Source organism: Pseudomonas sp. CFBP13509 (genome assembly GCF_005233485.1).
Classification (GTDB): domain Bacteria; phylum Pseudomonadota; class Gammaproteobacteria; order Pseudomonadales; family Pseudomonadaceae; genus Aquipseudomonas; species Aquipseudomonas marginalis.
This window is the reverse complement of record NZ_QGAA01000019.1, coordinates 85,855-111,431: the sequence shown is the minus strand read 5'-3', so window position 1 is coordinate 111,431 and position 25,577 is coordinate 85,855. Positions and strand designations below refer to the sequence as shown.

Genomic DNA, 25,577 nt, shown 5'->3' with positions numbered 1-25,577 from the left:
GATTCAGTTGTTAAAGAGCGGTTGGTTAAGAGCTTTCGTCTCAACCGAGGCGCGCATTCTACAGCAGCCTCATTTGCTGTCAAGTGATTATTTTAAGAAGTTTTCAAGGAATCCTTAACAACTTCAACCACTTGCGCTTCCGATCTCTCATCAGCGGGAGGCGAATTCTACAGCGTTACACGCTGCTGTCAACACCTCTTTTTCTCCGCTTTCGACCGAGAAGATCGAATCGTTAATAGCGTCAAACAACACGACCCTACCAACTTCTTCTGGGCCTCGATGAACTGAAGCAATCCGCTGCCTTATTCTGCATAACTCTTTGTTTACCAAGGAGTTTTACGTTTCGACTGCGCCGGAAGTGGGGCAAATTATAGACTTCCAGGATCTGCCGTCAACACTTAATTTGGTTTTTCTATCAAAGTGCCTGCCAACCTTCAAATCCCTCTATATAGAGAAGGTCTCGCTGTCGAATTGAGCAATATATTGCTCAAAGCCGAACGATTAAGCATCATAGCGGCCCCTGATTCTCGACTATGACCTCGGACGAACGCCCCAATGACCACCTCCCCCCGCAGCTTGGCCTCGGCATTGTTTCCTGTCGGCCTGCTGTTGATCGCCATGGCCTCCATCCAGTCCGGAGCCTCACTGGCCAAGAGCATGTTCCCGATTGTCGGCGCCCAGGGCACCACAACCCTGCGCCTGATCTTCGCCAGCGTAATCATGTTGCTCATCCTCCGACCATGGCGCGCCAGGCTGACCGCAAAATCCCTGCGCACCGTGGTCGTTTACGGCATGGCCTTGGGCGGCATGAATTTCCTCTTCTATATGTCCTTGCGCAGCGTTCCCTTGGGCATTGCCGTAGCCCTGGAATTCACCGGACCGCTCGCCGTCGCGATCTATGCGTCGCGCCGAACGGTAGACTTCCTGTGGATAGCACTGGCGATCATCGGCCTGCTCCTGTTGATTCCCATGGGGGAAGCCAGCAGCGGAATCGACCTGGTCGGCGCGACCTATGCTTTGGGGGCGGGGGCTTGCTGGGCACTCTACATTCTGTTCGGACAGAAAGCAGGCAACGACAACGGCGTCCAGACCGCCGCCCTCGGCGTAATGATCGCTGCCCTGTTTGTGGCGCCCATCGGTATCGTCCATGCCGGCACCGCCTTACTGACCCCGGCATTGATTCCGGTCGCCATCGGTGTCGCGATCCTGTCAACGGCACTTCCCTACACCCTGGAGATGGTAGCGCTGACGCGCCTCCCCGCCCGCACCTTCGGAACACTGATGAGCATTGAGCCTGCTTTCGGCGCACTCTCAGGACTTTTCTTCCTGCAGGAGCACCTATCCCTACCGCAATGGCTGGCCATAAGTTGCATTATCATGGCCTCGGTAGGCGCGACACTGACGATGCGCAATGACTCCAAGCCGCTGGTTCCGGCGGATTGAATCATCAGTGAAAGTTGCTCTGGTATTTGCTGCGTATTTAGGCCATGTTTAAACTGCAAACGAATGTCATTCATGGAGTTTTTCGACAAGGACAGCACGAACGCTACACTCGAGAGCGAGTAGAGCCGGCTTCAAGCATTATGAAGTGGCTATTAAGGATAGGAATGAAGCGAATTTTGATACTGTTAATGGTCGTGGCTATTGCTGGCTGTGCCGCGACTACCAAGACAGAAGTAAAACGCGGCAAAAAAGGGCTGCATATCAACTGTTCCGGCCTGTCTTCTTCCTGGGACCAGTGCTACACCAGTGCAACCAACTCTTGTGGCGCCAAGGGCTACCGGGTTATCGCCAAGTCCGGTGACAATTCCGAGGAGCCAGGGGATTACCCCTTCGGCCTAAACCCTGCCGGCTATACCAGCCGCAGCATGATCGTCATCTGCAAGTGATCTGCTCCGAGCAGTCACCAGCGACTGCTCATACACATGCCTGATACAACGCCGCCCCTTCGCGGCGCTGCAACTGAATTATTGCAGCGCCTGATTTTGCACCAGGTCAAATAGCCGTCGTGCGCACATGCAACCACGCCAACGCAGCACCGCTGAGCAGCGGGCTCAGGCGTTCACGCACCTCGGCGTGGTACGCATTGAACCACTCGCGCTCATCCGCGGTGAGCAGCGACGGCTCCAGGCAACGGGTGTCGATCGGGCACAAGGTCAGGGTTTCAAACGAGAGGAACTCACCAAACTCGGTCTTGCCTGCCTCGCGGTTCAATACCAGGTTCTCGATACGCACACCCCAGCGGCCAGGGCGGTAGGTGCCCGGCTCGATGGAGGTGATCATCCCTGGCTGCATCGCGGTTTGCGGCGCAGTGGCGGCCTGGTAGGCAATCACTTGTGGGCCCTCATGCACATTGAGGAAATAACCTACGCCGTGCCCGGTACCGTGGCCGTAGTCCACGCCTTCAGCCCAGATCGGCGCGCGGGCAATGGAATCCAGCAGCGGCGACAAAATCCCCTTGGGGAAATGCGCACGGGACAGGGCAATCACGCCCTTCAGCACACGGGTGCAGTCACGTTTCTGTTCGTCACTCGGCGTACCGATAGGCACCATCCGCGTGATATCCGTAGTGCCGCCCAAATACTGGCCACCCGAATCGATCAGCAGCAAGCCATCGCCTTCGATCACCGCATGTTCTTCTTCGGTAGCGTGGTAATGCGGCATGGCCCCGTTGGCATTGAATGCCGCGATGGTATTGAAACTCAGCGACACATAATCGGGGCGACGGGTGCGCGCAGCCGTCAGGTGTTCATCGATGGTCAATTCAGTGATGCGTTCACGACCGAGCGCACTGTCCAGCCAGGCGAAGAATTCACACAGCGCCGCGCCGTCCTGTTCCATGGCGCGGCGGATGTGCTCCGCGTCCGCCAGGCTCTTGCGGGATTTGGCCAGCGTGGTCGGGTTCAGCCCTTCGATCAGCTTGACGCCGGCATCCAGGTTTTCCAGCAGACCGGCAGTAACGCGGGCAGGGTCAACCTGCATGCTGGCGCCCGATGGCACCGCACGCAGTGCATCCGCCACGTCGCTGTAGTCGCGCAACGTCACACCATCCTGCGCAAGCACCGCACGCAGGTCAGCGTCGACTTTACTCAGCGCCACAAACAACGTGGCCTGTTGTTGATTGATCAACGCAAACGAAACAAACACCGGATTAAACGAAACATCGCCACCGCGCAGGTTGAACAGCCAGGCGATGTCATCCAGGGTGGCGATGAAGTGCCAGTCGGCGCCCTTCTCTTTCAAACTCGCGCGCAGTGCGGCAAGTTTATCGCCACGGCTCACGGTCGCTTGCGGTGGCAGATGCGGATAGATCGGCTGGCTCGGCAGGCTCGGACGGTCTTTCCAAACTGCATCGAGTACGTCGATATCGGTCCGCAGGCGCGCGCCGCGCTCTGCCAGCCTGGCGCCCAAGGTGCGCGCCGACGCGACAGCCATCACCGCACCGTCCACCGCCACCACACCGCCTTCCGGCGTCTGCTCGGCCAGCCACTCCAGCGGCCCGGGCTGACCCGGTTGCAGCTTGACCAACTCAATGCCACTGCCCTTGAGCTCCTTGGTCGCCTGTTCCCAGTAACGGCTATCGGCCCAGACACCGGCGAAATCCGCAGTGACAATCAGCGTGCCTACCGAACCATGGAACCCCGACAACCATTGGCGCCCCTGCCAGTAACCCGGCAGGTATTCGGACAAATGCGGATCAGCCGACGGCACCAGCAGGGCGTGAATGCTCTCGCGGCGCATCAGTTCGCGGGTATGCGCCAGGCGCTGGGGAACCGTTCCATGGGTCAAGGGCTGCGTACTCATTGTGTCTCCTGCTAACCACTAATAATTGTTATGTGAAAATCAGACGGCCCAGAACGCCGGTGCGCTGGCCAGTGCGGCCTTGATCAATTGCACGGCCTGGTCGATGTCCTGCTCGGTGGTAAACCGGCCCAGGCTCAAACGTATGGTGCGGCCGGCAGAACGTGCGTCAAGGCCCAACGCAAGCAGCACGTGGGAAGGCGCATTGCTGGCGGAGTTGCACGCCGAGGTCGCCGAAAAGGCGATGCCCGCGCTCAACGCAGCAGCGTTGAATTCACCTTCGCTGAACGTAAGGCTGAGGGTGTGAGGAATGCGCTGCGCAGGGCTGCCATTGAGGCGCACGCCACCGAGCGTATCCAACTGCTCCAGCAGGCGCTGACGCAAGGTCATAATGACAGCCTTCTCCTGCGCAAAAGACGCCGCCGCCAGGGCGAACGCCGCGCCCATGCCTGCAATCTGATGGGTGGCCAGGGTACCGGAGCGCAAGCCACCCTCGTGACCGCCGCCGTGAATCTGTGCCGACACTTTCTGTTGCGCCCGGGGTCCGACATACAGCGCGCCAATACCCTTGGGGCCATACAGCTTGTGCGCGGAAAACGACATCAAATCCACCGGCCACTGCGCCAGGTCGATCGCCACCTTGCCCGCGCCCTGCGCCGCGTCGACATGCAACAACGCGCCATGCTCACGCACACGTGCGCCGATGGCGGGGATGTCATTGAGGGTGCCCAGTTCGTTATTCACCAGCATCAGCGATACCAGAAAGGTGTCCTCACGCAATGCTTCGCTGACGGCCTCGGCGCTGATCAATCCGTCGGCGTCCGGCACCAGGTAAGTCACGGCCACACCGGCTTCCTGAAGCTGCCGCGCGGTGTCCAGCGTGGCCTTGTGTTCAATCTGGCTGGTGATGATATGCCCGCCCGCCACGCCACGCGCCTGGGCAACGCCCTTGATCGCGAGGTTGTTGGACTCAGTAGCACCGGAGGTCCAGACGATCTGCTCAGGTTGTGCGCCGACCAGCTCGGCCACCTGGCGACGCGCCTGTTCAACCGTTTGCCGGGCCGCTTGGCCGAACGCATGGGAACTGGACGCGGGGTTGCCGAAATTGGCATTGAAGCCAAGACATTCGACCATCACCTGGATGACGCGTTCGTCCACCGGGGTGGTAGCGGCGTAGTCGAAATACAGCGGACGTTTATTCATGACAGTCAAGACTCGCAGAGCAGGTTCCCGAGAGCAGCGTCTCAGGGGCATCGGCCGGAACAGAGGTCGTCAGGTTTACCGGATCGAATGCCATTAAAGAAGGACAATTTTAAGTAAATGTGCGTAGGAACGCTCCTGAAATTCAGCTTAACAGGCTGAAGTCGTGCCATGGCAAACAAAAAGCCCGAGGTTCCTTCAAGGGAAGCCTCGGGCTTTTTGCTGTGCAGTGCCGACTCAACTGGGACGACCATGCAAAACCACGTTGCGCTCGGCGTTCATTTCGCCCTGGCGATCAAATCCGAAGGGCTTCTGTGGCTGGCCGGTCAGTGCGGCGCGCTGCTGTTGATATTCATCAAACGACAAGCCACGACGGCTCAGCGCTTCCAGGGCCAGTTGCTTGCTCTCTTCGGCCGTGTAGGGACGCAATTCTGGCGATGGATGGCTCGCACAGCCGGCGAGTACGGCGCTGACAATCACTAAGCAAACAGCGAGAAATCGGTTCATGGGGTAGCCCTGCAAAGAAGGTTTCAAGTCAATGAACACAGGCTACTCCCGCCGTTGCGCAGTGAAAAATCACCGTCCGTGATAGTCGCTATCGACCACCAAGGCACCCTCGATAGGAAACGCTATATTTCTTTATGGTCTATAAATATGGAAATACGTTCATTTACGGAATAACTGTATCCCTCTATAAATGACTTGCACAGAACCTGCGCTGTTCGCCACGCAACTGTTTGCCAGGCAACAGCCATTCAACAAATCACCAGTCAGACAACAGCAGCATTTTTCAGCAGTGAACCTGCAACCCACGCCAATCAAGGCCTGCACCCGTTGGTACAGCTCTTGCTCAACAGGTTGCACTCCACCTGCTATGAACCACTGTTGATAAAGGAACTGTTCATGACCCGTCCCCTGAATGTCGTTGCCCTCTCCGGCGGAACCTGGCGCCCGTCCCGCACCCTCGTGCTGACCCAAGCCGTACTGGCTGAATTGGCGACCTTGCTGCCGATCCAGACCACCCTGATCGAGCTGGGCGACATTGCCCGGCCACTCGGTGGTGCGCTGTCACGGGATGAGTTGCCCGCCGAGGTCGAAGCCCAACTGGTGGCCATCGAACAGGCCGACCTGCTGATCGTCGCCGCACCGGTCTATCGCGGTTCCTACCCTGGCCTGCTCAAGCATCTGTTTGACCTGGTTGGCCTCAACGCCCTGATCGACACACCGGTATTACTCGCAGCCACCGGCGGCAGCGAGCGCCACGCGCTGGTTCTCGATCACCAACTGCGTCCGCTGTTCAGCTTCTTCCAGGCCCTGACCCTGCCGATCGGGGTGTACGCCACCGAGGCCGACTTCACCGATTACCAAATAACCAGTGAGCCCTTGAAGGGCCGTATACGCCTTGCGGCAGAACGCGCAGCGCCGTTGTTTGCAGCGCACTCCCCCTCTCTGCTGAAAATCGCTTAAGGATTGGTCATGGATGTTTTCTGGTTTCTGCCAACACATGGCGACGGTCATTACCTGGGCACCACCCAAGGTGCACGGCCGGTCACCCTCAATTATCTGAAGCAAGTCGCGCAGGCGGCTGACAGCCTGGGTTACCACGGCGTGTTAATTCCTACCGGCCGCTCGTGCGAAGACTCCTGGGTCATCGCCTCGGCACTGGTGCCGCTGACCGAGCGCCTGCGTTATCTGGTGGCGATTCGCCCGGGTATCATCTCGCCGACCGTTTCTGCGCGTATGGCGGCGACCCTGGATCGCCTGTCCAACGGTCGCCTGCTGATCAATGTGGTCACCGGCGGTGATCCCGACGAGAACCGCGGCGACGGCAGCTTCCTCGACCACAGCGAACGCTACGAAGTCTCCGACGAATTCCTGCAAATTTGGCGCCGCGTATTGCAGGGCGAATCAGTGGACTTCGAAGGCAAACATCTGCGAGTGCAGAACGCCAAGGCGCTTTACCCACCGGTGCAAAAGCCTTATCCACCGTTATATTTCGGCGGTTCCTCGGATGCCGCCCACGACCTCGCCGCCGAACAGGTGGATGTGTACCTGACCTGGGGCGAACCGCCCGCCGCCGTCGCCGAAAAACTCGCGGATGTGCGTGAACGCGCTGCCCGCCACGGGCGTACGGTGAAGTTCGGCATTCGTCTGCACGTGATCGTGCGCGAGACCGAAGAGGACGCGTGGAAAGCCGCCGACAAGCTGATCGAGCACATCAGCGACGAAACTATCGCCGCCGCACAAAAATCCTTCTCGCGCTTTGATTCCGAAGGCCAGCGCCGCATGGCGGCCTTGCATGACGGGCGCCGCGACAACCTGGAAATCGCCCCCAACCTGTGGGCCGGTGTCGGCCTGGTACGCGGCGGTGCCGGTACCGCGCTGGTGGGCAACCCCCGGCAAGTAGCCGAGCGCATCAAGGAATACGCCGACCTGGGCATCGAAAGCTTCATCTTCTCCGGCTACCCGCACCTGGAAGAAGCCTATCGCTTTGCCGAGCTGGTGTTCCCGCTGCTGCCGGAACCCTATGCCAGCCTGGCCGGACGCGGCATCACCAACCTCACTGGCCCGTTCGGCGAAATGATTGCCAACGATGTTCTGCCAGCCAAGGCCTGATCGGCGCAGCGGCGGGAGCGGCATTGGTCGTTCCCGCTTATAAAGAGGAAACCCCGTGACAGCCAAACCCCACAGCGTCCTGCCATCACCGTTGCAGACCGCCAGACTGCTGGCCGCCGAATTCGCCCTCACCGCCGTCGAACGCGACGAGCGCGGTGGCACCCCCAAGACCGAACGTGACGCCCTGCGCCAAAGCGGCCTGCTGGCCCTGAGCATTCCCACCCAATACGGCGGCCTCGGCGCCCGCTGGAGTGACACCCTGGCCATCGTGCGCGAGTTCGCCAAGGTCGACAGCTCCATTGCCCACGTCTTCGGCTTCCACCACCTGATGCTCGCCACCGTGCGCCTGTTCTCGCGGCCGGACCAATGGCAACCCTGGTTCGAACAGACCGCGCGCAAAAACTGGTTCTGGGGCAATGCCCTCAACCCATTGGACACACGCACCGTGGTCAAGGACTTCGGCGGCTGGCGCGAGTTCTCCGGCAAAAAGAGCTTCTGCTCCGGCGCCAGCGACTCGGAAATGCTGATTGCCTCGGCGGTGGATGAAAGCGCCGGCGGCAAGCTGCTGATCGCCGCCATCCCCAGCGGGCGCAGCGGCATCACCCTGCACAACGACTGGAACAATATCGGCCAGCGCCAGACCGACAGCGGCAGCGCCAGCTTCGAACGGGTGCGCGTCGAGGAGTCGGAATTGCTGCTCGACCCGGGCCCGCTGAGCACGCCTTTTGCCTGCCTGCGCCCGCTGATCGCCCAGTTGACCTTCACCCATATGTTCCTCGGCATCGCCGAAGGCGCCTTCGAAGAAGCGCGCAACTACACGCTCACCGAGACCCGTTCCTGGCACAAGTCCTCAACCGAAGACGTGCGCCAGGACCCTTACGTACTGCATCACTACGGCGAATTCTGGGTGGCCCTGGAGGGTGTGCGCCTGTTGGTGGAACGCGCTGCCGAGCTGCTCGACCAGGCATGGGCAAAAGGCCCCAACCTCAGCGAAAACGAACGCGGTCAACTGGCGATTGCCATTGCGACCGCCAAGGTCGCCGCCACCCGCCAAGGCCTGGACCTGTGCAGCCGCCTGTTTGAAGTCACCGGCGCGCGCTCCACCCACGCATCCCTGCGCCTGGATCGTCATTGGCGCAACCTGCGCACACAAACCCTGCACGACCCGGTGGATTACAAGCTCCACGAACTGGGGGACTGGGCGTTGAACCAATCCCTGCCGATTCCGACGTTTTACTCATAAAAAGAGGTGCCCATGCAGCTTCTAACCTTACCGCCCTCGCCCGCCCTTGCGACGTCGATCCGCGCCACGGCCCAGGTCTTCGAAGACCCGAAATCCAGGGCGCTGCTCGACCATATCCAGCAAGTGGCGCCCAGCGAAGCCAGCGTGCTGATCATCGGCGAGACCGGTACCGGTAAAGAGCTGGTGGCGCGCCACATCCACAACCTCAGCGCGCGGCGCAACCGGCCGTTCGTGGCGGTTAACTGCGGCGCGTTCTCCGAGTCCCTGGTGGAAGCCGAGCTGTTCGGCCATGAAAAAGGCGCGTTTACCGGCGCCCTCAGCGCCAAGGCCGGCTGGTTCGAAGAGGCAGATGGTGGCACCTTGTTCCTCGATGAAATCGGCGATTTGCCGATGCCCATCCAGGTCAAGCTGCTGCGCGTCCTACAGGAACGCGAAGTGGTGCGCCTGGGGTCGCGTAAGAGCATTCCGATCGATGTGCGCGTACTGGCCGCCACCAACGTGCAACTGGAAAAGGCCATCAACGCCGGGCATTTCCGCGAAGACCTCTACTATCGCCTAGACGTCGTCAGCCTCGAGCTCAGCCCCCTGCGCGAGCGCCCCGGCGATATCCTGCCGCTGACCCGGCATTTTATCGAAGCCTACAGCCAGCGCCTGGGCTACGGCCCGATCACCATCAGCCGCGAGGCCGAACACAAGCTAAAGAGCTACAGCTGGCCGGGCAACATCCGCGAGCTGGAAAACGTGATTCACCACACCCTGCTGATCTGCCGTAACGGCGTGATCGAACGCGACGACCTGCGCCTGTCGAACATGCGCATCGAGCGCCAGGACGACAGTCAGCACGGCACCGACAACAGCGCCGAGGCCTTGCTGGAGCGCGCGTTTCAAAAGCTCTTCGAAGAACAGGCCGGCGCCCTGCACGAAAAGGTCGAAGACGCGCTATTGCGCGCCGCCTACCGCTTCAGCCATTACAACCAGGTGCACACCGCCAACTTGCTGGGCCTGAGCCGCAACGTCACGCGCACGCGCCTGATCAAGATCGGCGAGTTGGCGGTGAACAAGCGCCGGCCGGGGGAAAACGTGCAGGGCGAGCGCATGCTGCACCTATCCATTTAGGCGACAGTGCAACGCGTTGTCATGGCTGCGCTCGAAACTGCGCAGTACCTGGAACGAACCGAAGGTCACGGCCGTGGCCTGGTGGGCGCGAATCAGCGTCCAGAAATCTTCCTCGCCGTGCTCAAAGCATTGGAACGCCGCTTCGCCGTCCTCGCGGGAGCGCCATTGCAGGTAATTGAGCACCCGCCGCCCGTCTTCGCTGACCTGCACACTCGCGTTGATAAAGCCGCCATGGCCCTGGGCCAGGCGTTCACTTTGGGTGGACAAGGCCGCCACCAGCGCCACTTGTTGCTGGGGTTCGATATGAAACTCGATCAGTTGAGTGAAACTGCGATTTTTCTCTGATACCTGCATGAACACTCCCCTTTCTCTGTAGGCAGAATCTTGTGATTCGATACCACGCAGGGTAAAACCTCTAGTTAAGTCAAGGTCAAGCGCTTAATTGGAGTGTTTATGGTTACCAAAGAGCTCACCGTCGGCCAACTGGCAGCCCGTAGCGGTGTAGCTGTTACGGCCCTGCACTTCTACGAAACCAAGGGGCTGATCAAGAGTCATCGCAATGCCGGCAATCAACGACGCTATCCACGGGATGTACTGCGCCGGGTGGTGGTGATCAAGATCGCCCAACGCCTGGGAATTCCACTGGCAACGATTGGCGAGGCGTTGCAGACGTTGCCGGAAGGACGCACGCCCAACGCTCAGGATTGGGAGCGGTTGTCCGCGCTGTGGCGGGAAGACCTCGATGAGCGCATCCATAAGCTGATGCTGCTGCGGGACAAACTCACCGGTTGTATTGGGTGTGGATGCTTGTCGCTGGACGCGTGCCCGTTGCGCAACCCGGATGACCAGCTCGGTGGGCGCGGGCCGGGGGCGCAATTGCTGGAGCCCGGCTGCCCCCCCTCGTCGGGGCCCTCGGAGCCCTTGATGGGCGTGGCCTATAGTGAAGAGGCCGTGCCTCCACAACCACAATCAAGGAGAACGAAATGAGCGTTAAACCCATTCCCGAGGGTTATCACAGTGTCACGCCCTATATGGGCATCGACAAAGCCTCAGAGGCTATCGAGTTTTACAAAAAAGCCTTCGGCGCCACCCAGATCATGCGCCTGGACATGCCCGATGGCAGGGTCGGCCATGCCGAGCTGCGCATTGGTGATTCGGCGATCATGCTGGGCACGCCCTGCGATCAGATGTCCCTGAGCAATCCGACTGAAAGCACCAGTGTCGCCTTGCATCTGTACGTGAACGACGTAGACGCACAGTTCAAACAAGCCGTCGCAGCGGGCGCCAGCGTGGTGTCCGAACCAGAGGACCGGTTCTATGGCGACCGTTCGGGCAGCGTGAAGGATCCATACGGTCACCTTTGGTACCTCGCCACCCGCAAGGAAGACCTCAGCGAAGAACAGATCCGTCAGCGCGCCATGGAAATGTTCAAGCAAGGCTGAGCATCGGGGCCGGTTCGCCGGCTCCTACCCCACTTCATGAATACCCCCACGCCGTAAAAACCCGCTGGATGTGAACCTGAAACATTTTCTTTCATATCCACCTTGGGGATTTCTCATTCTCATCCGTCTTAACTTAGATACAGCCTGTCGCGTCAGCAAAAGCTACGACTGGCCTTTTCCGGGCCTCCCTCGCCCTCCCCTGATCAAGACCCTCTTTCACATGTCGAAGAAGTCACGCTCAAAACTCTGGTTTCTCGTCCATAGCTGGCTGGCCTTGCCCATCTGGTTCTTTGTACTGATTGTCTGCGTCACCGGCACCCTGGCGGTGGTCAGCCAGGAAATCGTGTGGCTGGCCAATCCGGACATCCGTGCGAGCAAGCCGTCGGATGATGCCGAGCCGCTGAGCTACGACCAGGTGATCAGCGCCATCAAGCGGGCCGAACCCCAGGTCATCGTGCAGTCTCTCAGTCGTCCGGATGAATCGCACTTTGCCCTGAGTGTCGACCTCAGCTACCCGGACGGGCGCTCGGTAGAGGTCTACGTCAATCCGTACACCGGGGCGATCCAAGGCATCAGCCCGTCGTTCAACTTCCGTCAGTTCACCCGCGCCCTGCACGGCTGGTGGCTGGTGCCGTTTACCAATGGCTTCAGCTGGGGCTGGTACCTGGTGTCGCTGCTCGGCTTGCCGTTGCTGGCCTCACTGGTCACCGGCCTGGTGGTGTACAAGCGCTTCTGGAAAGGTTTTTTCAAGCCGACCCTGCGTATCCGCCACGGCGCGCGGATTTTCTGGGGCGACTTCCACCGCCTGAGCGGTATCTGGTCGATCTGGTTTATTGCGGTGATTTCCATCACTGGCACTTGGTTCCTGATCCAGGCAATCCTGGGTGACAACCAGATCTCCATCTCCAGCGAGCCCATCGTCCCGGTGATCGCCCGCGAAAAAGTCCCAACCTCAGCCCCCGGCGTGCCTGCGCCGATGATTCCCGTGGATGAGGCGATCGCGATCGCCACCCAACGTATCCCGGGGCTGGAGGCGAGCTTCGTGAGCCTGCCGCTCAATGCCTACAGCCACCTGCAAATCGGCGGGCGGGGCTGGTACCCGCTGATGTTCCAGACCGCTCAGATCAACCCATATGACGGTGAAATCGCCTCGTCGCACCTGCTGTCCGACCGCACCAAGCTGGAGTTCGTCACCGAATCCATGCGCCCCCTGCACACCGGCGACTTCGGTGGCATCTGGATCAAGCTGATCTGGGCGTTCTTCGGCCTGGTGCTGAGCATGATGGTCTTGAGCGGCCTGTTGATCTGGACCAAGCGCACGGCCCTGGCCACCCTCAACGCTCTCAAGCGCGAAGCCAAGACACAACGTGCGCCGGCACCCATTCCGGCCATGCAGGCTGAAACCTCGGAGGCCAAGCCATGAGCAATTCCGCCAACGCTACCCCGCCTTCGCTGTTGCGGGCCTTCTGGCTGAAATGGCGTTTCCACATCAACGTCCTGCTGTTGCTGGTACCGCTGGGCTTCATGCCCAAGTACTTCGCCGATGCCGCGCTGTTTCGCGGCGACACCGGCATCGGCGAGCGGGTGGCCGGGGACGTACAGGTCGGACCCTGGAGCCTCACGCTGGCCGAATTCCGCAATGAAGGCCCGCGCCCCGACCCGGCCGGCCCGATGAAGTTCTTCAACGCCGCCCTCTGCGCCACCTGCGCCGACCAGGTCAAGGCCACCTACCTGCGCATCGGCAAGCCGCGCAGCCTGCGTGCCGCCGGGGTGATCTTCTTCGGCACCCCGTACCGCATGGGTGCGGGCCTGCCCGTGCCGGAACGTACCCCCGTCGATGCCGAACTGTGGGTCACCATGGAAGGCTGGGACGGCACCATGCACCAGGGTTCCATCCCGCTGAGCCAGGCCTCGCCTGCCACCATTGCCTGGCTGAACAAGCAAGGAGTCAAACCATGACGTTCAAGCGCCTGTCCCGCGCCGCGCTGTTGCTGTGCGCCGGTTTCAGTACCACCGTCCTTGCCCACAACCCAATGTGCGAATGCAAGGAAATCCCCGGCGAGCAGATCCAGTGCAAAGGCGGTTTCTCCGACGGCAGCGGTGCCCCCGGCGTGACCCTGGATGTGATCGGCTATGACGAAACCATCCTGGTGCCCGGCAAGCTCGGCCAGGACTCCACCCTGACCTTCAAGAAGCCGTCCGCCGAGTTCTACGTGCTGTTTGATGCAGGCCCCGGTCACGTAGTGGAAATCGACCAAGCGGATATCCAGCCTCAATGAGTACGACACAGGTTGTTCGCCCCGCCGGTGCCGGCCACGAAACCCTCTACGTGCTGCTGCTGTGCCTGATCATCCTCGCGGTGGCCGGTACGGTGGTGGCGCTGCATGGTGAAACCCAGGCAGTCGCGGCGCTGCCCCGCCATCAACTGGATGCCCGCCGCGACCTGAGCGCCGCCGAACAAGGCATCTACGCCGACCTGCGGGTCACGCTGGATGAAATCCACTTGCTGCAGCAGGAGCAAAGCGCCCTGCCCACCCCCGAGCAACTGGCCGAAGAAGGCTTCGCGCCCTTTGCCCAGGACGCCAGTTCGGTCAGCCGCGGCGACCATCGCTGGCAGTTGTTGGGGAACTCGGCCTACTTGGGACTGAGCCAGACGCCGCCCACCAGCGGTTCACTGCTGATGCGCGTACAGGGCAGCGAGCCGGATATCTGGCTCAACCGCAGCACACACCTGGCCGCCCCCTCCGACCTCACTGACCAGGCGCTGATCGCAGCCGGCTGGCAGCAGGTGGTCGCGCAATTCGACGCCGGCGTCACCCGCCAGCACCGTCACTGAACGAGAAGACCGATTGCCCATGTCTATTTCATCGCCCCTGTTGCGCGTGTTTCTGGTTGGCCTGTTCAGCCTGATACTCGCTCCCCTCGCGAATGCCGAGGCCGCCAAACGCCTGCGTATCGGCATCACCCTGCACCCTTATTACAGCTACGTGGCCAATATCGTCGGCGACAAGGCCGAAGTGGTGCCACTGATCCCGGCCGGCTTCAACCCCCACGCCTACGAGCCACGTGCCGAAGACATCAAGCGCATCGGCACCCTGGATGTGATCGTGCTCAACGGCGTCGGCCATGACGATTTCGCCGACCGCATGATCGCCACCAGCGAGCGCCCGGACATTCCGGTGATCGAAGCCAACGCCAACGTGCCGCTGCTGGCGGCCACCGGCAACGCCGCGCGCGGTGCCGGCAAGGTGGTCAACCCGCACACCTTCCTGTCGATCAGTGCGTCGATTGCCCAGGTCAACAACATCGCCCGCGAGCTGGGCAAGCTCGACCCGGACAACGCCAAGACCTACACCCAGAACGCCCGCGCCTACGGCAAACGCCTGCGGCAGATGCGCGCCGATGCCCTGGCCAAGTTGACCGGCGCACCCAACCCGGACCTGCGCGTCGCCACCGTGCACGCGGCCTACGATTACCTGCTGCGCGAGTTCGGCCTGGAAGTCACGGCCGTGGTCGAGCCGGCCCACGGGATCGAGCCGAGCCCCAGCCAGTTGAAGAAGACCATCGACGAACTGCGCGCCCTGGACGTGAAGGTGATCTTCTCGGAGATGGATTTCCCGTCCACTTACGTCGACACCATCCAGCGTGAATCCGGGGTCAAGCTGTACCCGCTGTCGCATATTTCCTACGGCGAATACAGCGCTGAAAAATACGAAGTGGAAATGACCGGCAACCTCAACACCGTGGTGCGGGCGATTCAGGAGTCGGGGGCATGACCGCAGCGCAGCAACTTAAGGTCGCCAGCGTCGGCCCGACCCTCGACTTCGACCAGGTGTCCCTGACCCTGGGCCGCACCGTGATCCTCGACGGCGTGAGCTTCCAGGTGCAGCCGGGCAGCATCCATGCGCTGGTGGGGCCGAATGGCGGCGGCAAAAGCTCGCTGATCAAGACCCTGCTGGGGCAAACACCGCATCAGGGGCAACTGAGCCTGCAGTGGCCGGGCACGCCCGGCACCATCGGCTATGTGCCCCAGGCGCTGGAGTTCGACCGGGGCCTGCCGATGACGGTCGACGATTTCATGGCCGCCATGTGCCAGCGGCGCCCGGCGTTCCTGGGTTTGTCCAAACATTACGCCGCCGCGATTGGCGAGGCGCTGGAACGGGTCGGCATGCAGGACAAGCGCAAGCGGCGCATGGGCGCGCTGTCCGGCGGTGAGCGCCAGCGTGTGTTGTTGGCCCAAGGGTTGATTCCGGCGCCGCAACTGCTGGTACTGGATGAACCGATGTCGGCCCTCGATGAGGCCGGTATCCAGGTGTTCGAACGCCTGCTCAATGACTGGCGCCTGGCCGGGATCACCGTGCTGTGGATCGAGCACGACCTGGAAGCCGTGGGCCGCCTGGCCGACCGCGTCACCGGCCTGAACCGCCGCCTGCTGTTCGACGCCACGCCGAAAGAGGCGCTGACCCCGGAGCGCCTGCTGACCCTGTTCTCTACCCATCCTCGGAGCCCGGCGCCATGAGTTATGAAGCGTTTCGCCTGATGGTCCAGGGCTGGGCCTCGTCCGGTTACCTGCCGGAGGCACTGGCCTATGGTTTTGTGGTCAACGCCCTGCTCGCCGGCCTGCTGATCGGCCCGGTGCTGGGCGGCCTGGGCACGCTGGTGGTGGTCAAGCGCTTTGCGTTTTTCTCCGAAGCGGTCGGCCATGCCGCACTGACCGGCGTGGCCGTGGGCATCCTCCTGGGTGAGCCCTACACCGGGCCCTATGGCAGCCTGTTCGGTTACTGCCTGTTGTTCGGCATCCTGCTCAACTACTTGCGCAACCGCACCGGCCTGGCGCCGGATACCTTGATCGGCGTGTTCCTGTCGGTGTCCTTGGCATTGGGCGCCAGCCTGCTGCTGATCCTGGCGGGCAAGATCAACGTGCATATCCTCGAAAACGTGCTGTTCGGCTCGGTGCTGACGGTCAACGGCAACGATTTGCTGGTACTGGCGATTGTCGGCGCCCTGGTGATGGCCCTCGCGCTGCCGCTGTACAACCGCATCATGCTCGCCAGCTTCAACCCGCAATTGGCGGCGGTGCGTGGTGTGGCGGTGAAGACCCTGGACTACCTGTTCGTGATCCTGGTGACGCTGATCACCGTGGCGGCAGTCAAGGTCATCGGCGCCATCCTGGTGGGCGCGCTGCTGGTGATCCCGGCTGCAGCGGCACGCCTGCTGAGCCAGTCGCTCAAAGGCTTCTTCTGGATCTCGGTGGTGATCGCCACCGTCAGCACCCTGTGCGGGATCCTGTTGCCGATCATCTTCGACCTGCCCATCCCCTCCGGTGCCGCGATCATCCTGATGGCCGGTATCGCTTTCGCCCTTGCCGCCGTCGCGCGGGGCACCGTGCCCAGCCTTAAAGGGAACCTTGGATAATGCGCTCCGTTCTTCAACCTCTGGCCCTGGCCATCGCTTGCCTGATCACCACGCCGCTGATGGCGGCCGACGTGGGTAAACCTGCTGCTCACGCGGCCAAACCGGTCAAAGTCCTGGCCTCGCTGCCGATCACCTATGGCCTGGCGCAGGTGCTGCTCAAGGGCACCGACGTGCAGCTCGAGCGCGCCGCGCCGGCCAACCTGCCGGGCTCGCGGCAGGTGTCGTACTTCACCGGCCGTGGCGCGCCGGCACTGAACAGCCTGGCCCAGGACGCCGACGCCGCCATCGGCGTGCGCTCGCTGTGGGCCGATGACCCGCTCTACCCCGTGGCACGGCGCAGCAATATCCGCATCGTCGAAATCGATGCGGCACGCCCGGTGGATGGCGGCCTGCCGGGCATCGCCGTGCAACCTGGCGTCGCCGATGGCTTGAACAGCCAGCCGTGGCAATCGAGCAACAACCTGGGGCGCATGGCCGATGTCCTGGCCGCCGACCTGAGCCGCCTGGCACCGGGCGCCAAGGCGAAGATCGACGCCAACCTGGCCGCCCTCAAGCAACGCCTGCTCAAGCTCAGCGCCGACAGCGAGGCGCGACTGGCCAAGGCGGACAACCTGAGCGTGGTCAGTTTGAGCGATCACTTTGCCTATCTGATCAGCAGTTTGAATCTGGAACTGCTCAGCACCGATGCCCGGCCCGACGCCGATTGGACGCCTGAGGCGTTACAGAAGCTCAGTGCCGAGCTGAAGGACAACGACGTGGCCGTGGTGCTGCATCATCGCCAGCCGAGTGATGCAGTGAAAGCCGCCATCACGGCAGGCGGTTCAACGCTGCTGGTGTTGAACGTCGACGGCGCGGACCCGGTATCGGAGCTGGAAACCAATGTGGACCAGGTGATCAAGGCACTCACGGTGCACTCACTGTAGGAGCGAGCTTGCTCGCGAAAAACTTGAGGGCGTTGCGGGGAGCCAGGTCTCCCGCGTCATCCTTGACATCTTTCGCGAGCAAGCTCGCTCCTACAGGAAGCCCCCCGATCACACCACATCGACGCCGACATGAATCGCATCATGCCGCCAGAATTCCAGGTCGCAGTCGATCAAGCGCTGGTGCTGGTCATAATTGACCCGGGCGATCCGCAAGCCCGGGCTGCCCACCGACACGCGCAATGCCGCCGCCGCTTCCACAGGCAATGAGGTCGGCACGATCTCGAAGCGCACCCGCCCGTAATGCAAGTCGTACTTGCGCGCATACAACTCGGTCATCGACTGATTCAGGTCGCACTCAAGAATCCCCGGGAAATACTGCGGGTTCAGGTAGTGCTCCACATACAACACCAGCCGCCCGTCAATCCGCCGTCCCCGGCAAATCTGGATCACCCTGGACAACGCCGGCAGCTGCAACCACGCACACACCGCGGCCGAGGCCGGCTGCAGCCGCGCACTGATCACTTCGGTGGATGCCACCCGCCCCTGGTCGTTGACCATGGCGTGAAAGTGGCTGCGCTGCATCAGGTTGTAGGCCAGCCGAGGCGGCGAGACAAACCAGCCACGACGCTCCTCGCGATAAATCTGCCCTTGAGCCTCCAGTTGTAACAAGGCTTCCCGCACGGTAATTCGAGTGGTACCAAACAACTCGCTGAGCTTGCGCTCGGCGGGCAGCTTGCTTGCAGGCGGCAACAGGCCGTGGTCGATCTGCTCTTGCAGCGCCAGCCCGATGGATGTCACCGCCTTGATTGCCTCATCACGCATCAATGTTACCTATCTGGACTAGACCAGCACTGTTCAGGTGCACAAACCGCTGCATAAGTGGGCTTGCATGACTTCTTGCCAGCCTAGGCACTCCTGATGACCGACAGATGACAGTCCCTGCCCCGTCCCTGCACCACACCCTGCAATACATCGGCCAAGTCCAGTCGCTGCGGGCATTTGAGCATGGTCTACGCTAAGTCTGCGCCGAGCGACATCAAGGCTATGAAAACGACATCGACATGAAACTGTCATCCATCGCGTCTAGATTGGCTCAGGTATTGCTCTGACCTAGACCAACAACACCGTAGAAAACACCGCCGCGTTGAAAACGCCCAAAGGAGCTTCGGATGAAACAGCTTTTCCTGGCATCACTGTTAGGCTCGACCATTGCCATGTGCACCGCCGCCATGGCCGCTGATACCGATCTAAAAACCTTGGAAGCCGCCGCGAAGGCGGAAGGTGCCGTCAACAGCGTCGGCATGCCCGATGACTGGGCCAACTGGAAAGGCACCTGGGAAGACCTGGCCAAGACCTACGGCCTCAAGCACATCGACACCGACATGAGTTCGGCCCAGGAAATCGCCAAGTTCAAGGCCGAAAAAGACAACGCCAGCGCCGACATCGGCGACGTAGGCGCGGCCTTCGGCCCGATCGCGGTGAAGCAGGAAGTCACCCAGCCGTACAAACCGTCCAACTGGGCTTCGGTGCCGGATTGGGCGAAAGACAAGGACGGTCATTGGGCCCTGGCCTACACCGGCACCATCGCGTTCATCGTCAACAAGAAGCTGCTGCACGGTTCCGAAGTCCCTACCAGTTGGGCGGACCTGCAAACCGGCAAATACAAAGTCTCGGTGGGTGACGTGAGCACTGCGGCCCAGGCCTCCAACGCCGTACTCGCCGCCGCCATCGCCAATAAAGGCGATGAAAAGAACATCGCCCCCGGCCTGCAATTCTTCACCAAGATCGCCCAGCAAGGTCGCCTCGGCCTGTCCAACCCGACCATCGCCACCATGGAAAAAGGCGAAGTCGAAGTGGGTATCGTCTGGGACTTCAACGGCCTGAGCTACAAAGCCAAGATGGCCAACCCGGATGACTACGTGGTGCTGATCCCATCGGACGGTTCGGTGAAATCCGGCTATACCACCATCATCAACAAATACGCCAAGCACCCGAACGCCGCCAAGCTGACCCGCGAATACATCTTCAGCGACGCCGGCCAACTCAACCTGGCCCGTGGCAACGCACGTCCGATCCGTGCCGAAACCGACCTGAAGCTGCCGGCCGACATCGCCAAGAACCTGATCCCGGGCGAGCAGTACACCAAGGCCAACCCGCAGCCGATCAAGGATGCCGATGCGTGGGAAGCGACTTCCAAGAAGCTGCCACAGTTGTGGAACGAGCAGGTCATCGTAGAAATGAAGTAAGCCTGTCGCCCACATTGGAAATCCACTGGAGATCCAATGTGGGAGGGGGCTTGCCCTAATGCCAGTCAGTTAAGGCTTTTTGTAGGAGCGAGCTTGCTCGCGAAAAACTCACAGGCGCCGCGTTCATTCAGGAAGCACGCGTTATCGTTGACGTTTTTCGCGAGCAAGCTCGCTCCTACAGGAGGCGATGTACGCTTAACTGACTGGCATTAGGGCTTGCCCCCTCCCACACTTTTGACCTCGCTCCTCCAGGGGAAGTGAGTCAAGTCTATTGCTGCGGAGCGCTCTCCCCCATGAAGCACACTGTCATCCTTGTCGTGCTCGACGGCCTGAACTTCGAGGTTGCCCGGCACGCCATGGGACACTTGCAGGCCTATGTCGGCGCAGGACGCGCGGCCCTCTACAAGCTGGAATGTGAACTGCCCGCCCTGTCCCGCCCGCTGTACGAATGCATCCTCACCGGCGTGCCACCGATCCACAGCGGTATCGTGCACAACAATGTCTCGCGCCTGTCCAACCAGCGCAGCATTTTCCATTACGCCACCGACGCCGGCCTTACCACCGCAGCGGCGGCTTACCATTGGGTCAGCGAGTTGTATAACCGCACGCCCTTTCTCGCCGCACGGGATCGTCATACCGACGACAAGACGCTGGCGATCCAGCACGGGCATTTCTACTGGAATGACCACTACCCCGATTCCCACCTGTTCGCCGACGCCGACAGCCTGCGGCTCAAGCACGCGCCGGACTTCATGGTGGTGCACCCGATGAACATCGACGACGCCGGCCACAAACACGGCCTCGACACGCCGCAGTACCGCAACAGCGCACGCTCGGCCGACATCATCCTGGCCGACTACCTGCAAGCCTGGCTCGATGCCGGTTACCAGGTGCTGGTGACCGCCGACCACGGTATGAACAACGACCGCTCCCACAACGGCCTACTGCCGGAAGAACGGGAAGTGCCGCTGTTCGTGCTCGGCGATGCCTTCAGCCTGGACACCCACGCCGCACCGAAACAAACCGAGCTGTGCGGCACCGTCTGCGAACTGCTGGGCGTACCCCACGACAAACCTGTGTGCCGGGAGTTACTGAAGTGAGTTCAATATCCCGTGGCAAATGGCTGGCACTCCTGTGCCTGGTGCCTTTCGCGCTGTTCTTTATCGTGTTCGAAATCGCCCCGCTGGTATGGGTGCTGATCAATAGCCTGCAGACCGAAGACACTGGCTGGGGCCTGGACAACTTCACGCGCATCTTCAGTTCGAAGTTCTACCTGCAAGCCATCCAGTTCAGCCTGGAGATCAGCTTCTACTCAAGCATCTTCGGCATCATCATCGCCACGCTGGGCAGTTACTCCCTGCGCCGGGTGGATTCGCCGCTGCGCAACTTCGTCACCGCCTTCGCCAACATGACCAGCAACTTTGCCGGCGTGCCCCTGGCCTTCGCGTTCATCATTCTGCTGGGGTTCAATGGCAGCATCACCATCATGCTCAAGCAGGCCGGGATCATTCAGGACTTCAACCTGTATTCCAAGACCGGCTTGATCATCCTCTATACCTACTTCCAGATTCCCCTCGGCGTGCTGCTGCTCTACCCAGCCTTCGACGCACTGCGTGAAGACTGGCGTGAGTCAGCCGCCCTGCTCGGCGCCAATGGCTGGCAGTTCTGGCGGCATATCGGCTTGCCGGTGCTCACCCCGGCGCTACTGGGCACGTTCGTGATCCTGCTGGCCAATGCCCTGGGTGCCTACGCGACGGTCTACGCCCTGACCACCGGGAACTTCAACGTGCTGCCGATTCGTATCGCCGGCCTCGTGTCGGGGGATGTATCCCTCGATCCAAACATGGCCAGCGCACTGGCCGTGGTGCTGGTTGCGCTGATGACCGTGGTCACCGTGGTCCATCAACTGCTGCTCAAGAGGAGCTACCATGTCTCGCGCTGAAGCCGGCCCGGCCTCCCTCTACCACCGCGTGGTGGTGTACCTGTTGTTCGCGATCCTGGTGCTGCCGCTGATCGGCACGTTCGTCTACTCCATTGCGAGCAGTTGGTCGGCAACCATTCTGCCGGCGGGCTTCACGGTGAAGTGGTATGTGCAGCTGTGGAGCGACCCACGCTTCCTGATGGCCTTCGGGCAATCGTTGCTGGTGTGCGTGGGTGCGTTGATCCTGTCGGTGGTGTTGATTCTGCCGCTGTTGTTCGTGGTGCATTACCACTTTCCCAGGCTCGACGCCTTGATGAACATCCTGATCCTGCTGCCCTTCGCGGTACCGCCGGTGGTGTCGTCGGTGGGCCTTCTGCAACTGTACGGTTCCGGGCCGTTGGCGATGGTGGGCACGCCGTGGATCCTGATCGGCTGCTACTTCACCGTGGCGCTGCCATTCATGTACCGGGCGATCACCAACAACCTGCAAGCCATCAACCTGCGCGACCTGATGGACGCCTCGCAACTGCTCGGCGCCAGCACCTGGCAGGCCGCGCTCTTCGTGGTGCTGCCCAACCTGCGCAAAGGCCTGATGGTGGCGCTGCTGCTGTCGTTCTCGTTCCTGTTCGGTGAGTTCGTGTTCGCCAATATCCTCGTGGGTACCCGCTACGAGACCCTGCAGGTGTACCTGAACAACATGCGCAACAGCAGCGGCCACTTCACCAGCGCCGTCGTGATTTCCTATTTCTTCTTTGTGCTGGTGCTGACCTGGGCCGCCAATACCTTGAACAAGGACAAAAGCCAATGAGCTTCGTCAGCGTCCAACATCTGCAAAAAGGCTACGCCGGCACCCCGGTGTTCAGTGACATCAACTGCGAAATCGCCAAGGGTGAGTTCGTCACCCTGCTCGGCCCATCCGGTTGCGGCAAGTCCACCCTGCTGCGCTGCATCGCCGGCCTGACCGCAGTGGACAGTGGGAAAATCCTGCTGGACGGCCAGGACATCGTTCCGCTGAGCCCACAGAAACGCAACATCGGCATGGTGTTCCAGAGCTATGCGCTGTTCCCCAACATGACCGTGGAACAGAACGTCGCCTTCGGCCTGCGCATGCAAAAGGTCAACGCCGATGACAGCCACAAGCGCGTGCAGGAAGTGCTGCAACTGGTGGAACTCAAGGACCTGGCCGGCCGCTACCCGCACCAGATGTCCGGCGGCCAGTGCCAGCGGGTGGCCCTGGCCCGCTCCCTGGTCACCCGCCCGCGCCTGTTGCTGCTGGATGAGCCGCTGTCGGCGCTGGATGCACGGATTCGCAAGCACCTGCGCGAACAGATCCGCCAGATCCAGCGCGAACTGGGGTTGACCACGATCTTCGTGACCCATGACCAGGAAGAAGCCCTGACCATGTCGGACCGGATCTTCCTGATGAACCAGGGCAAGATCGTGCAAAGCGGCGATGCCGAGACCCTCTACACCGCACCGGTGGATGTATTCGCCGCCGGTTTCATCGGCAACTACAACCTGCTGGACGCCGACAAGGCCAGCCAACTGCTGCAACGCCCGATCAGCGGGCGCATCGCGATTCGCCCGGAGGCCATCGAACTGAGCCGCAGCGGCGAACTCGACGCGCTGGTGCGCAGCCACAGCCTGCTGGGCAACGTGATTCGCTACCGCATCGAAGCCCGTGGCGTGGAATTGGTGGTGGACGTGCTCAACCGCTCGGCGGACGATCTGCACCCGGACGGCCAGCGCCTGGCACTTTCCATCGACCCCAGTGCGCTGTGTGAAGTAGCCTGAGCAGCAGTGAATCTTGAGAGAGCGTAACGGATGGCATTGGTAATTTTTGATTTGGACGACACCCTGATCCATGGCGACTGCGCCACCCTCTGGAGCGAACAGATGGGGCGCCTGGGCTGGGTCGACCCGGCGTCGTTCATGGGCAGGAACAACGAGCTGATGGACGCCTACAGCCGCGGCGAGCTGGCCATGGAAGACTTCATGGACTTCAGCCTGGAACCGATGATCGGCCGCACCCCGGAGGAAATCGAGCACCTGGTGGAGCCCTGGGTCGAGGATGTGATTGAACCGCTGATCTACAGCGACGCCACCAGGACCATCGCCCGCCATCGGGCGAATGGCGACCGGATCCTGGTAATCTCCGCCTCGGGGACCCACCTGGTGAAACCGATTGCGGCGCGTATCGGCATTGATGAGGTGCTGGGGATTGAGCTGGAAGTGAGTCATGGCGTGTACAGCGGCCGTACCGTGGGGGTACTGACCTACCGCGAAGGCAAGATCACGCGCTTGCTGGAATGGCTGGAACAGGAAGGTGAATCGCTGGACGGCGCGTATTTCTATTCGGATTCGCGCAATGACTTGCCGTTGTTGCTGAAGGTGGAGCACCCGCAGGTGGTGAACCCGGACCCGGTGTTGCGCGCCCACGCCGAAAAATCCGGCTGGCCAATCCACCACTGGGTCTGAGACCGCCTATCCCGACTTGAAATCCAATCAAAGGTGGGAGGGGCGGTGCGACGATTCGACTTGCCCCCTCCTACATCGACCCTATTCCAATCCGGGATCAGGTCAGGCTCTCGTCAATTACCAACACCAGCTTCCCGGCGATCTGGTTAGTCGCCAGCTCCGCAAACGCCGCCTCGGCATCCTTGATCGGGAACGTCCTGGCCAATTGCGGGCTCAGGCGACCTTCGGCAAACAACGGCCATACATGCTGGCTCAGGTCGCTGAACAGGTCGGCCTTGAACTGATCGTCACGGCTGCGCAGGGTCGAACCCAGCAGTTGCACACGCTTGGCCAGCACCTGGGCCAGGTCCAGTTGCGCCTCGCGGCCGCCCATCAAGCCGATCAACACCCAGCGACCGTCCAGCGCCAGCAGCTTGAGGTCCAGCGCGGCGTAGTTGCCGCCGACCGGATCGAGGATCACATCGAATGGCCCGAAATCCCGCAGCCCTTCGATACCGTCAGTGCGTACTACGCCGCCCTGGGCGCCCAGGTCTTCACAGTAGGCCAGGCGCTGCGCCGAGCCGACGCTGACCCAGCACGGGCTGCCAAATGCCTTGCACAGCTGGATGGCCGCCGAGCCCACGCCACTGGCGCCGGCGTGCAGCAACACTTTCTCACCGGGCTTGAGGCCCGCCAGTTGGAACAGATTGAGCCACGCAGTGCTGTACACCTCCGGCAGCGCCGCCGCTTCAATCAGCGACAAACCTTCCGGCACCGGCAGCACATGACGTGCATCCACCACCACTTCTTCGGCCATGCCGCCACCGGCCAGCAACGCACAGACGCGATCGCCCACCTGCCAGGACGAACCCGGGCCCACTTCACTGATCACCCCGGAACACTCAAGTCCCAGTACGGCACTGGCGCCAGGCGGTGGCGGATAGAGCCCTGCACGCTGCAATAAATCGGCGCGATTAAGGCCCGCAGCCGCCACACGAATGCGAACTTGGCCTACATCACATGTAGGACTTGGTTCGTCCAACCACTCCACATGACCTTCAACGCCTTGCAATGCTTTCACAGTGCCTCCATAGTGAGTCTGGACTGAGCCCGTAGCAGTAGCGCCGGGCTTTTTGCATTATGCGACCGGCCCCTATGGAACCGGCAACTTCAAAGACGGCCTAATATGCGTTATCA

At 61.4% G+C, this 25,577-nt stretch carries 27 protein-coding genes and 1 pseudogene; 22 read left to right on the top strand and 6 right to left on the bottom strand.

The window, feature by feature from the left end; all coding sequences use genetic code 11:
• Positions 1-555 precede the first annotated feature (555 nt).
• Together rhtA and PspCFBP13509_RS25775 are read left to right on the top strand one after the other, a co-directional pair.
• Entirely contained in the window at positions 556-1,443 is an 888-nt protein-coding gene (rhtA, locus tag PspCFBP13509_RS25780; protein ID WP_137212867.1) for a threonine/homoserine exporter RhtA, read from the top strand.
• 164 nt (positions 1,444-1,607) lie between these two features.
• Positions 1,608-1,889, top strand: coding sequence for a hypothetical protein (locus PspCFBP13509_RS25775; RefSeq protein WP_027607138.1), 282 nt, complete (start codon positions 1,608-1,610; stop codon positions 1,887-1,889).
• 106 nt (positions 1,890-1,995) lie between these two features.
• On the opposite strand, the gene PspCFBP13509_RS25770 is transcribed toward PspCFBP13509_RS25775, so the two are convergent.
• From PspCFBP13509_RS25770 to PspCFBP13509_RS25760, 3 genes are all read right to left on the bottom strand, one after another.
• A complete protein-coding gene (locus PspCFBP13509_RS25770; RefSeq protein WP_137212866.1) occupies positions 1,996-3,804 on the bottom strand; it encodes an aminopeptidase P family protein in 1,809 nt (602 codons plus the stop codon).
• Positions 3,805-3,843: 39 nt separating this feature from the next.
• Positions 3,844-5,004 carry a cysteine desulfurase family protein gene (locus tag PspCFBP13509_RS25765; protein ID WP_065924545.1) on the bottom strand — a complete coding sequence of 387 codons (1,161 nt, stop codon included), beginning with the start codon at positions 5,002-5,004 and terminating at the stop codon, positions 3,844-3,846.
• Between the two features lie 234 nt (positions 5,005-5,238).
• A complete protein-coding gene (locus PspCFBP13509_RS25760) occupies positions 5,239-5,508 on the bottom strand; it encodes a hypothetical protein (RefSeq protein ID WP_065924558.1) in 270 nt (89 codons plus the stop codon).
• 396 nt (positions 5,509-5,904) lie between these two features.
• Here PspCFBP13509_RS25760 and msuE point away from each other — a divergent pair, with 396 nt between their 5' ends.
• Genes msuE through PspCFBP13509_RS25740 form a run of 4 tightly spaced genes read left to right on the top strand, consistent with a single transcriptional unit; the run spans position 5,905 to position 9,976 of the window.
• A complete protein-coding gene (gene msuE / locus PspCFBP13509_RS25755; protein ID WP_027607134.1) occupies positions 5,905-6,468 on the top strand; it encodes an FMN reductase in 564 nt (187 codons plus the stop codon).
• Between the two features lie 9 nt (positions 6,469-6,477).
• Positions 6,478-7,617, top strand: coding sequence for an FMNH2-dependent alkanesulfonate monooxygenase (ssuD, locus tag PspCFBP13509_RS25750; RefSeq protein WP_027607133.1), 1,140 nt, complete (start codon positions 6,478-6,480; stop codon positions 7,615-7,617).
• A 55-nt stretch (positions 7,618-7,672) separates the two neighbouring features.
• A complete protein-coding gene (locus tag PspCFBP13509_RS25745) occupies positions 7,673-8,860 on the top strand; it encodes an acyl-CoA dehydrogenase family protein (RefSeq protein ID WP_065924542.1) in 1,188 nt (395 codons plus the stop codon).
• A gap of 12 nt (positions 8,861-8,872) precedes the next feature.
• Entirely contained in the window at positions 8,873-9,976 is a 1,104-nt protein-coding gene (locus PspCFBP13509_RS25740; protein WP_065924541.1) for a sigma-54 interaction domain-containing protein, read from the top strand.
• Here the strand turns inward: PspCFBP13509_RS25740 and PspCFBP13509_RS25735 are convergent.
• Positions 9,965-10,330 (bottom strand): antibiotic biosynthesis monooxygenase, encoded by a 366-nt coding sequence (locus PspCFBP13509_RS25735; RefSeq protein WP_065924540.1) that lies wholly within the window; start codon positions 10,328-10,330, stop codon positions 9,965-9,967. The two genes, PspCFBP13509_RS25740 and PspCFBP13509_RS25735, sit on opposite strands and share 12 nt — an antisense overlap.
• A gap of 99 nt (positions 10,331-10,429) precedes the next feature.
• Between PspCFBP13509_RS25735 and soxR the strand changes: the two are divergent.
• The 10 genes and pseudogenes from soxR to PspCFBP13509_RS25685 all read left to right on the top strand — a co-directional run.
• Positions 10,430-10,864 (top strand): annotated as a pseudogene (gene soxR / locus PspCFBP13509_RS25730) (redox-sensitive transcriptional activator SoxR); the annotation flags it as partial.
• 95 nt (positions 10,865-10,959) lie between these two features.
• On the top strand, positions 10,960-11,418 hold the full coding sequence (locus tag PspCFBP13509_RS25725) for a VOC family protein (RefSeq protein WP_074845093.1): 459 nt from the start codon (positions 10,960-10,962) through the stop codon (positions 11,416-11,418).
• A 220-nt stretch (positions 11,419-11,638) separates the two neighbouring features.
• Complete coding sequence (locus PspCFBP13509_RS25720) at positions 11,639-12,841, top strand: PepSY-associated TM helix domain-containing protein (RefSeq protein ID WP_065924538.1); 1,203 nt, start codon at positions 11,639-11,641, stop codon at positions 12,839-12,841.
• Entirely contained in the window at positions 12,838-13,377 is a 540-nt protein-coding gene (locus PspCFBP13509_RS25715; RefSeq protein ID WP_137212865.1) for a thiamine pyrophosphate-binding protein, read from the top strand. Before PspCFBP13509_RS25720 ends, PspCFBP13509_RS25715 begins: the two co-directional genes overlap by 4 nt.
• Positions 13,374-13,697, top strand: a complete 324-nt coding sequence (locus PspCFBP13509_RS25710) for a hypothetical protein (protein ID WP_065924537.1) — start codon at positions 13,374-13,376, stop codon at positions 13,695-13,697. Before PspCFBP13509_RS25715 ends, PspCFBP13509_RS25710 begins: the two co-directional genes overlap by 4 nt.
• Complete coding sequence (locus PspCFBP13509_RS25705) at positions 13,694-14,254, top strand: DUF6162 family protein (RefSeq protein WP_137212864.1); 561 nt, start codon at positions 13,694-13,696, stop codon at positions 14,252-14,254. Before PspCFBP13509_RS25710 ends, PspCFBP13509_RS25705 begins: the two co-directional genes overlap by 4 nt.
• A 19-nt stretch (positions 14,255-14,273) precedes the next feature.
• A complete protein-coding gene (locus tag PspCFBP13509_RS25700) occupies positions 14,274-15,194 on the top strand; it encodes a metal ABC transporter substrate-binding protein (protein ID WP_065924535.1) in 921 nt (306 codons plus the stop codon).
• Complete coding sequence (locus tag PspCFBP13509_RS25695; protein WP_027607122.1) at positions 15,191-15,937, top strand: metal ABC transporter ATP-binding protein; 747 nt, start codon at positions 15,191-15,193, stop codon at positions 15,935-15,937. Before PspCFBP13509_RS25700 ends, PspCFBP13509_RS25695 begins: the two co-directional genes overlap by 4 nt.
• Positions 15,934-16,833: a metal ABC transporter permease gene (locus PspCFBP13509_RS25690; protein ID WP_027607121.1), complete on the top strand. Its 900-nt coding sequence runs from the start codon at positions 15,934-15,936 to the stop codon at positions 16,831-16,833. Before PspCFBP13509_RS25695 ends, PspCFBP13509_RS25690 begins: the two co-directional genes overlap by 4 nt.
• The gene (locus tag PspCFBP13509_RS25685; protein WP_074845087.1) at positions 16,833-17,756 is read left to right on the top strand and encodes a metal ABC transporter solute-binding protein, Zn/Mn family; all 924 of its coding nucleotides are present in this window, start codon (positions 16,833-16,835) and stop codon (positions 17,754-17,756) included. Before PspCFBP13509_RS25690 ends, PspCFBP13509_RS25685 begins: the two co-directional genes overlap by 1 nt.
• A gap of 108 nt (positions 17,757-17,864) precedes the next feature.
• On the opposite strand, the gene PspCFBP13509_RS25680 is transcribed toward PspCFBP13509_RS25685, so the two are convergent.
• On the bottom strand, positions 17,865-18,578 hold the full coding sequence (locus tag PspCFBP13509_RS25680) for a UTRA domain-containing protein (protein WP_065924533.1): 714 nt from the start codon (positions 18,576-18,578) through the stop codon (positions 17,865-17,867).
• A gap of 347 nt (positions 18,579-18,925) precedes the next feature.
• On the opposite strand from PspCFBP13509_RS25680, the gene PspCFBP13509_RS25675 reads away from it, so the two are divergent.
• From PspCFBP13509_RS25675 to PspCFBP13509_RS25650, 6 genes are all read left to right on the top strand, one after another.
• On the top strand, positions 18,926-20,002 hold the full coding sequence (locus PspCFBP13509_RS25675; RefSeq protein WP_027607118.1) for an ABC transporter substrate-binding protein: 1,077 nt from the start codon (positions 18,926-18,928) through the stop codon (positions 20,000-20,002).
• 293 nt (positions 20,003-20,295) lie between these two features.
• Positions 20,296-21,102: an alkaline phosphatase family protein gene (locus PspCFBP13509_RS25670; RefSeq protein WP_137212863.1), complete on the top strand. Its 807-nt coding sequence runs from the start codon at positions 20,296-20,298 to the stop codon at positions 21,100-21,102.
• A complete protein-coding gene (locus tag PspCFBP13509_RS25665; protein WP_027607116.1) occupies positions 21,099-21,944 on the top strand; it encodes an ABC transporter permease in 846 nt (281 codons plus the stop codon). The genes PspCFBP13509_RS25670 and PspCFBP13509_RS25665 overlap by 4 nt, the downstream gene beginning before the upstream one ends.
• Positions 21,931-22,731 (top strand): ABC transporter permease, encoded by an 801-nt coding sequence (locus tag PspCFBP13509_RS25660; RefSeq protein ID WP_065924531.1) that lies wholly within the window; start codon positions 21,931-21,933, stop codon positions 22,729-22,731. Before PspCFBP13509_RS25665 ends, PspCFBP13509_RS25660 begins: the two co-directional genes overlap by 14 nt.
• Positions 22,728-23,717 (top strand): ABC transporter ATP-binding protein, encoded by a 990-nt coding sequence (locus PspCFBP13509_RS25655; RefSeq protein WP_065924530.1) that lies wholly within the window; start codon positions 22,728-22,730, stop codon positions 23,715-23,717. Before PspCFBP13509_RS25660 ends, PspCFBP13509_RS25655 begins: the two co-directional genes overlap by 4 nt.
• A 30-nt stretch (positions 23,718-23,747) precedes the next feature.
• Positions 23,748-24,401 (top strand): HAD family hydrolase, encoded by a 654-nt coding sequence (locus tag PspCFBP13509_RS25650; RefSeq protein WP_027607113.1) that lies wholly within the window; start codon positions 23,748-23,750, stop codon positions 24,399-24,401.
• A gap of 97 nt (positions 24,402-24,498) precedes the next feature.
• Here the strand turns inward: PspCFBP13509_RS25650 and PspCFBP13509_RS25645 are convergent, their stop codons facing one another.
• A complete protein-coding gene (locus tag PspCFBP13509_RS25645) occupies positions 24,499-25,461 on the bottom strand; it encodes a zinc-binding dehydrogenase (RefSeq protein WP_065924529.1) in 963 nt (320 codons plus the stop codon).
• Positions 25,462-25,577 lie beyond the last annotated feature (116 nt).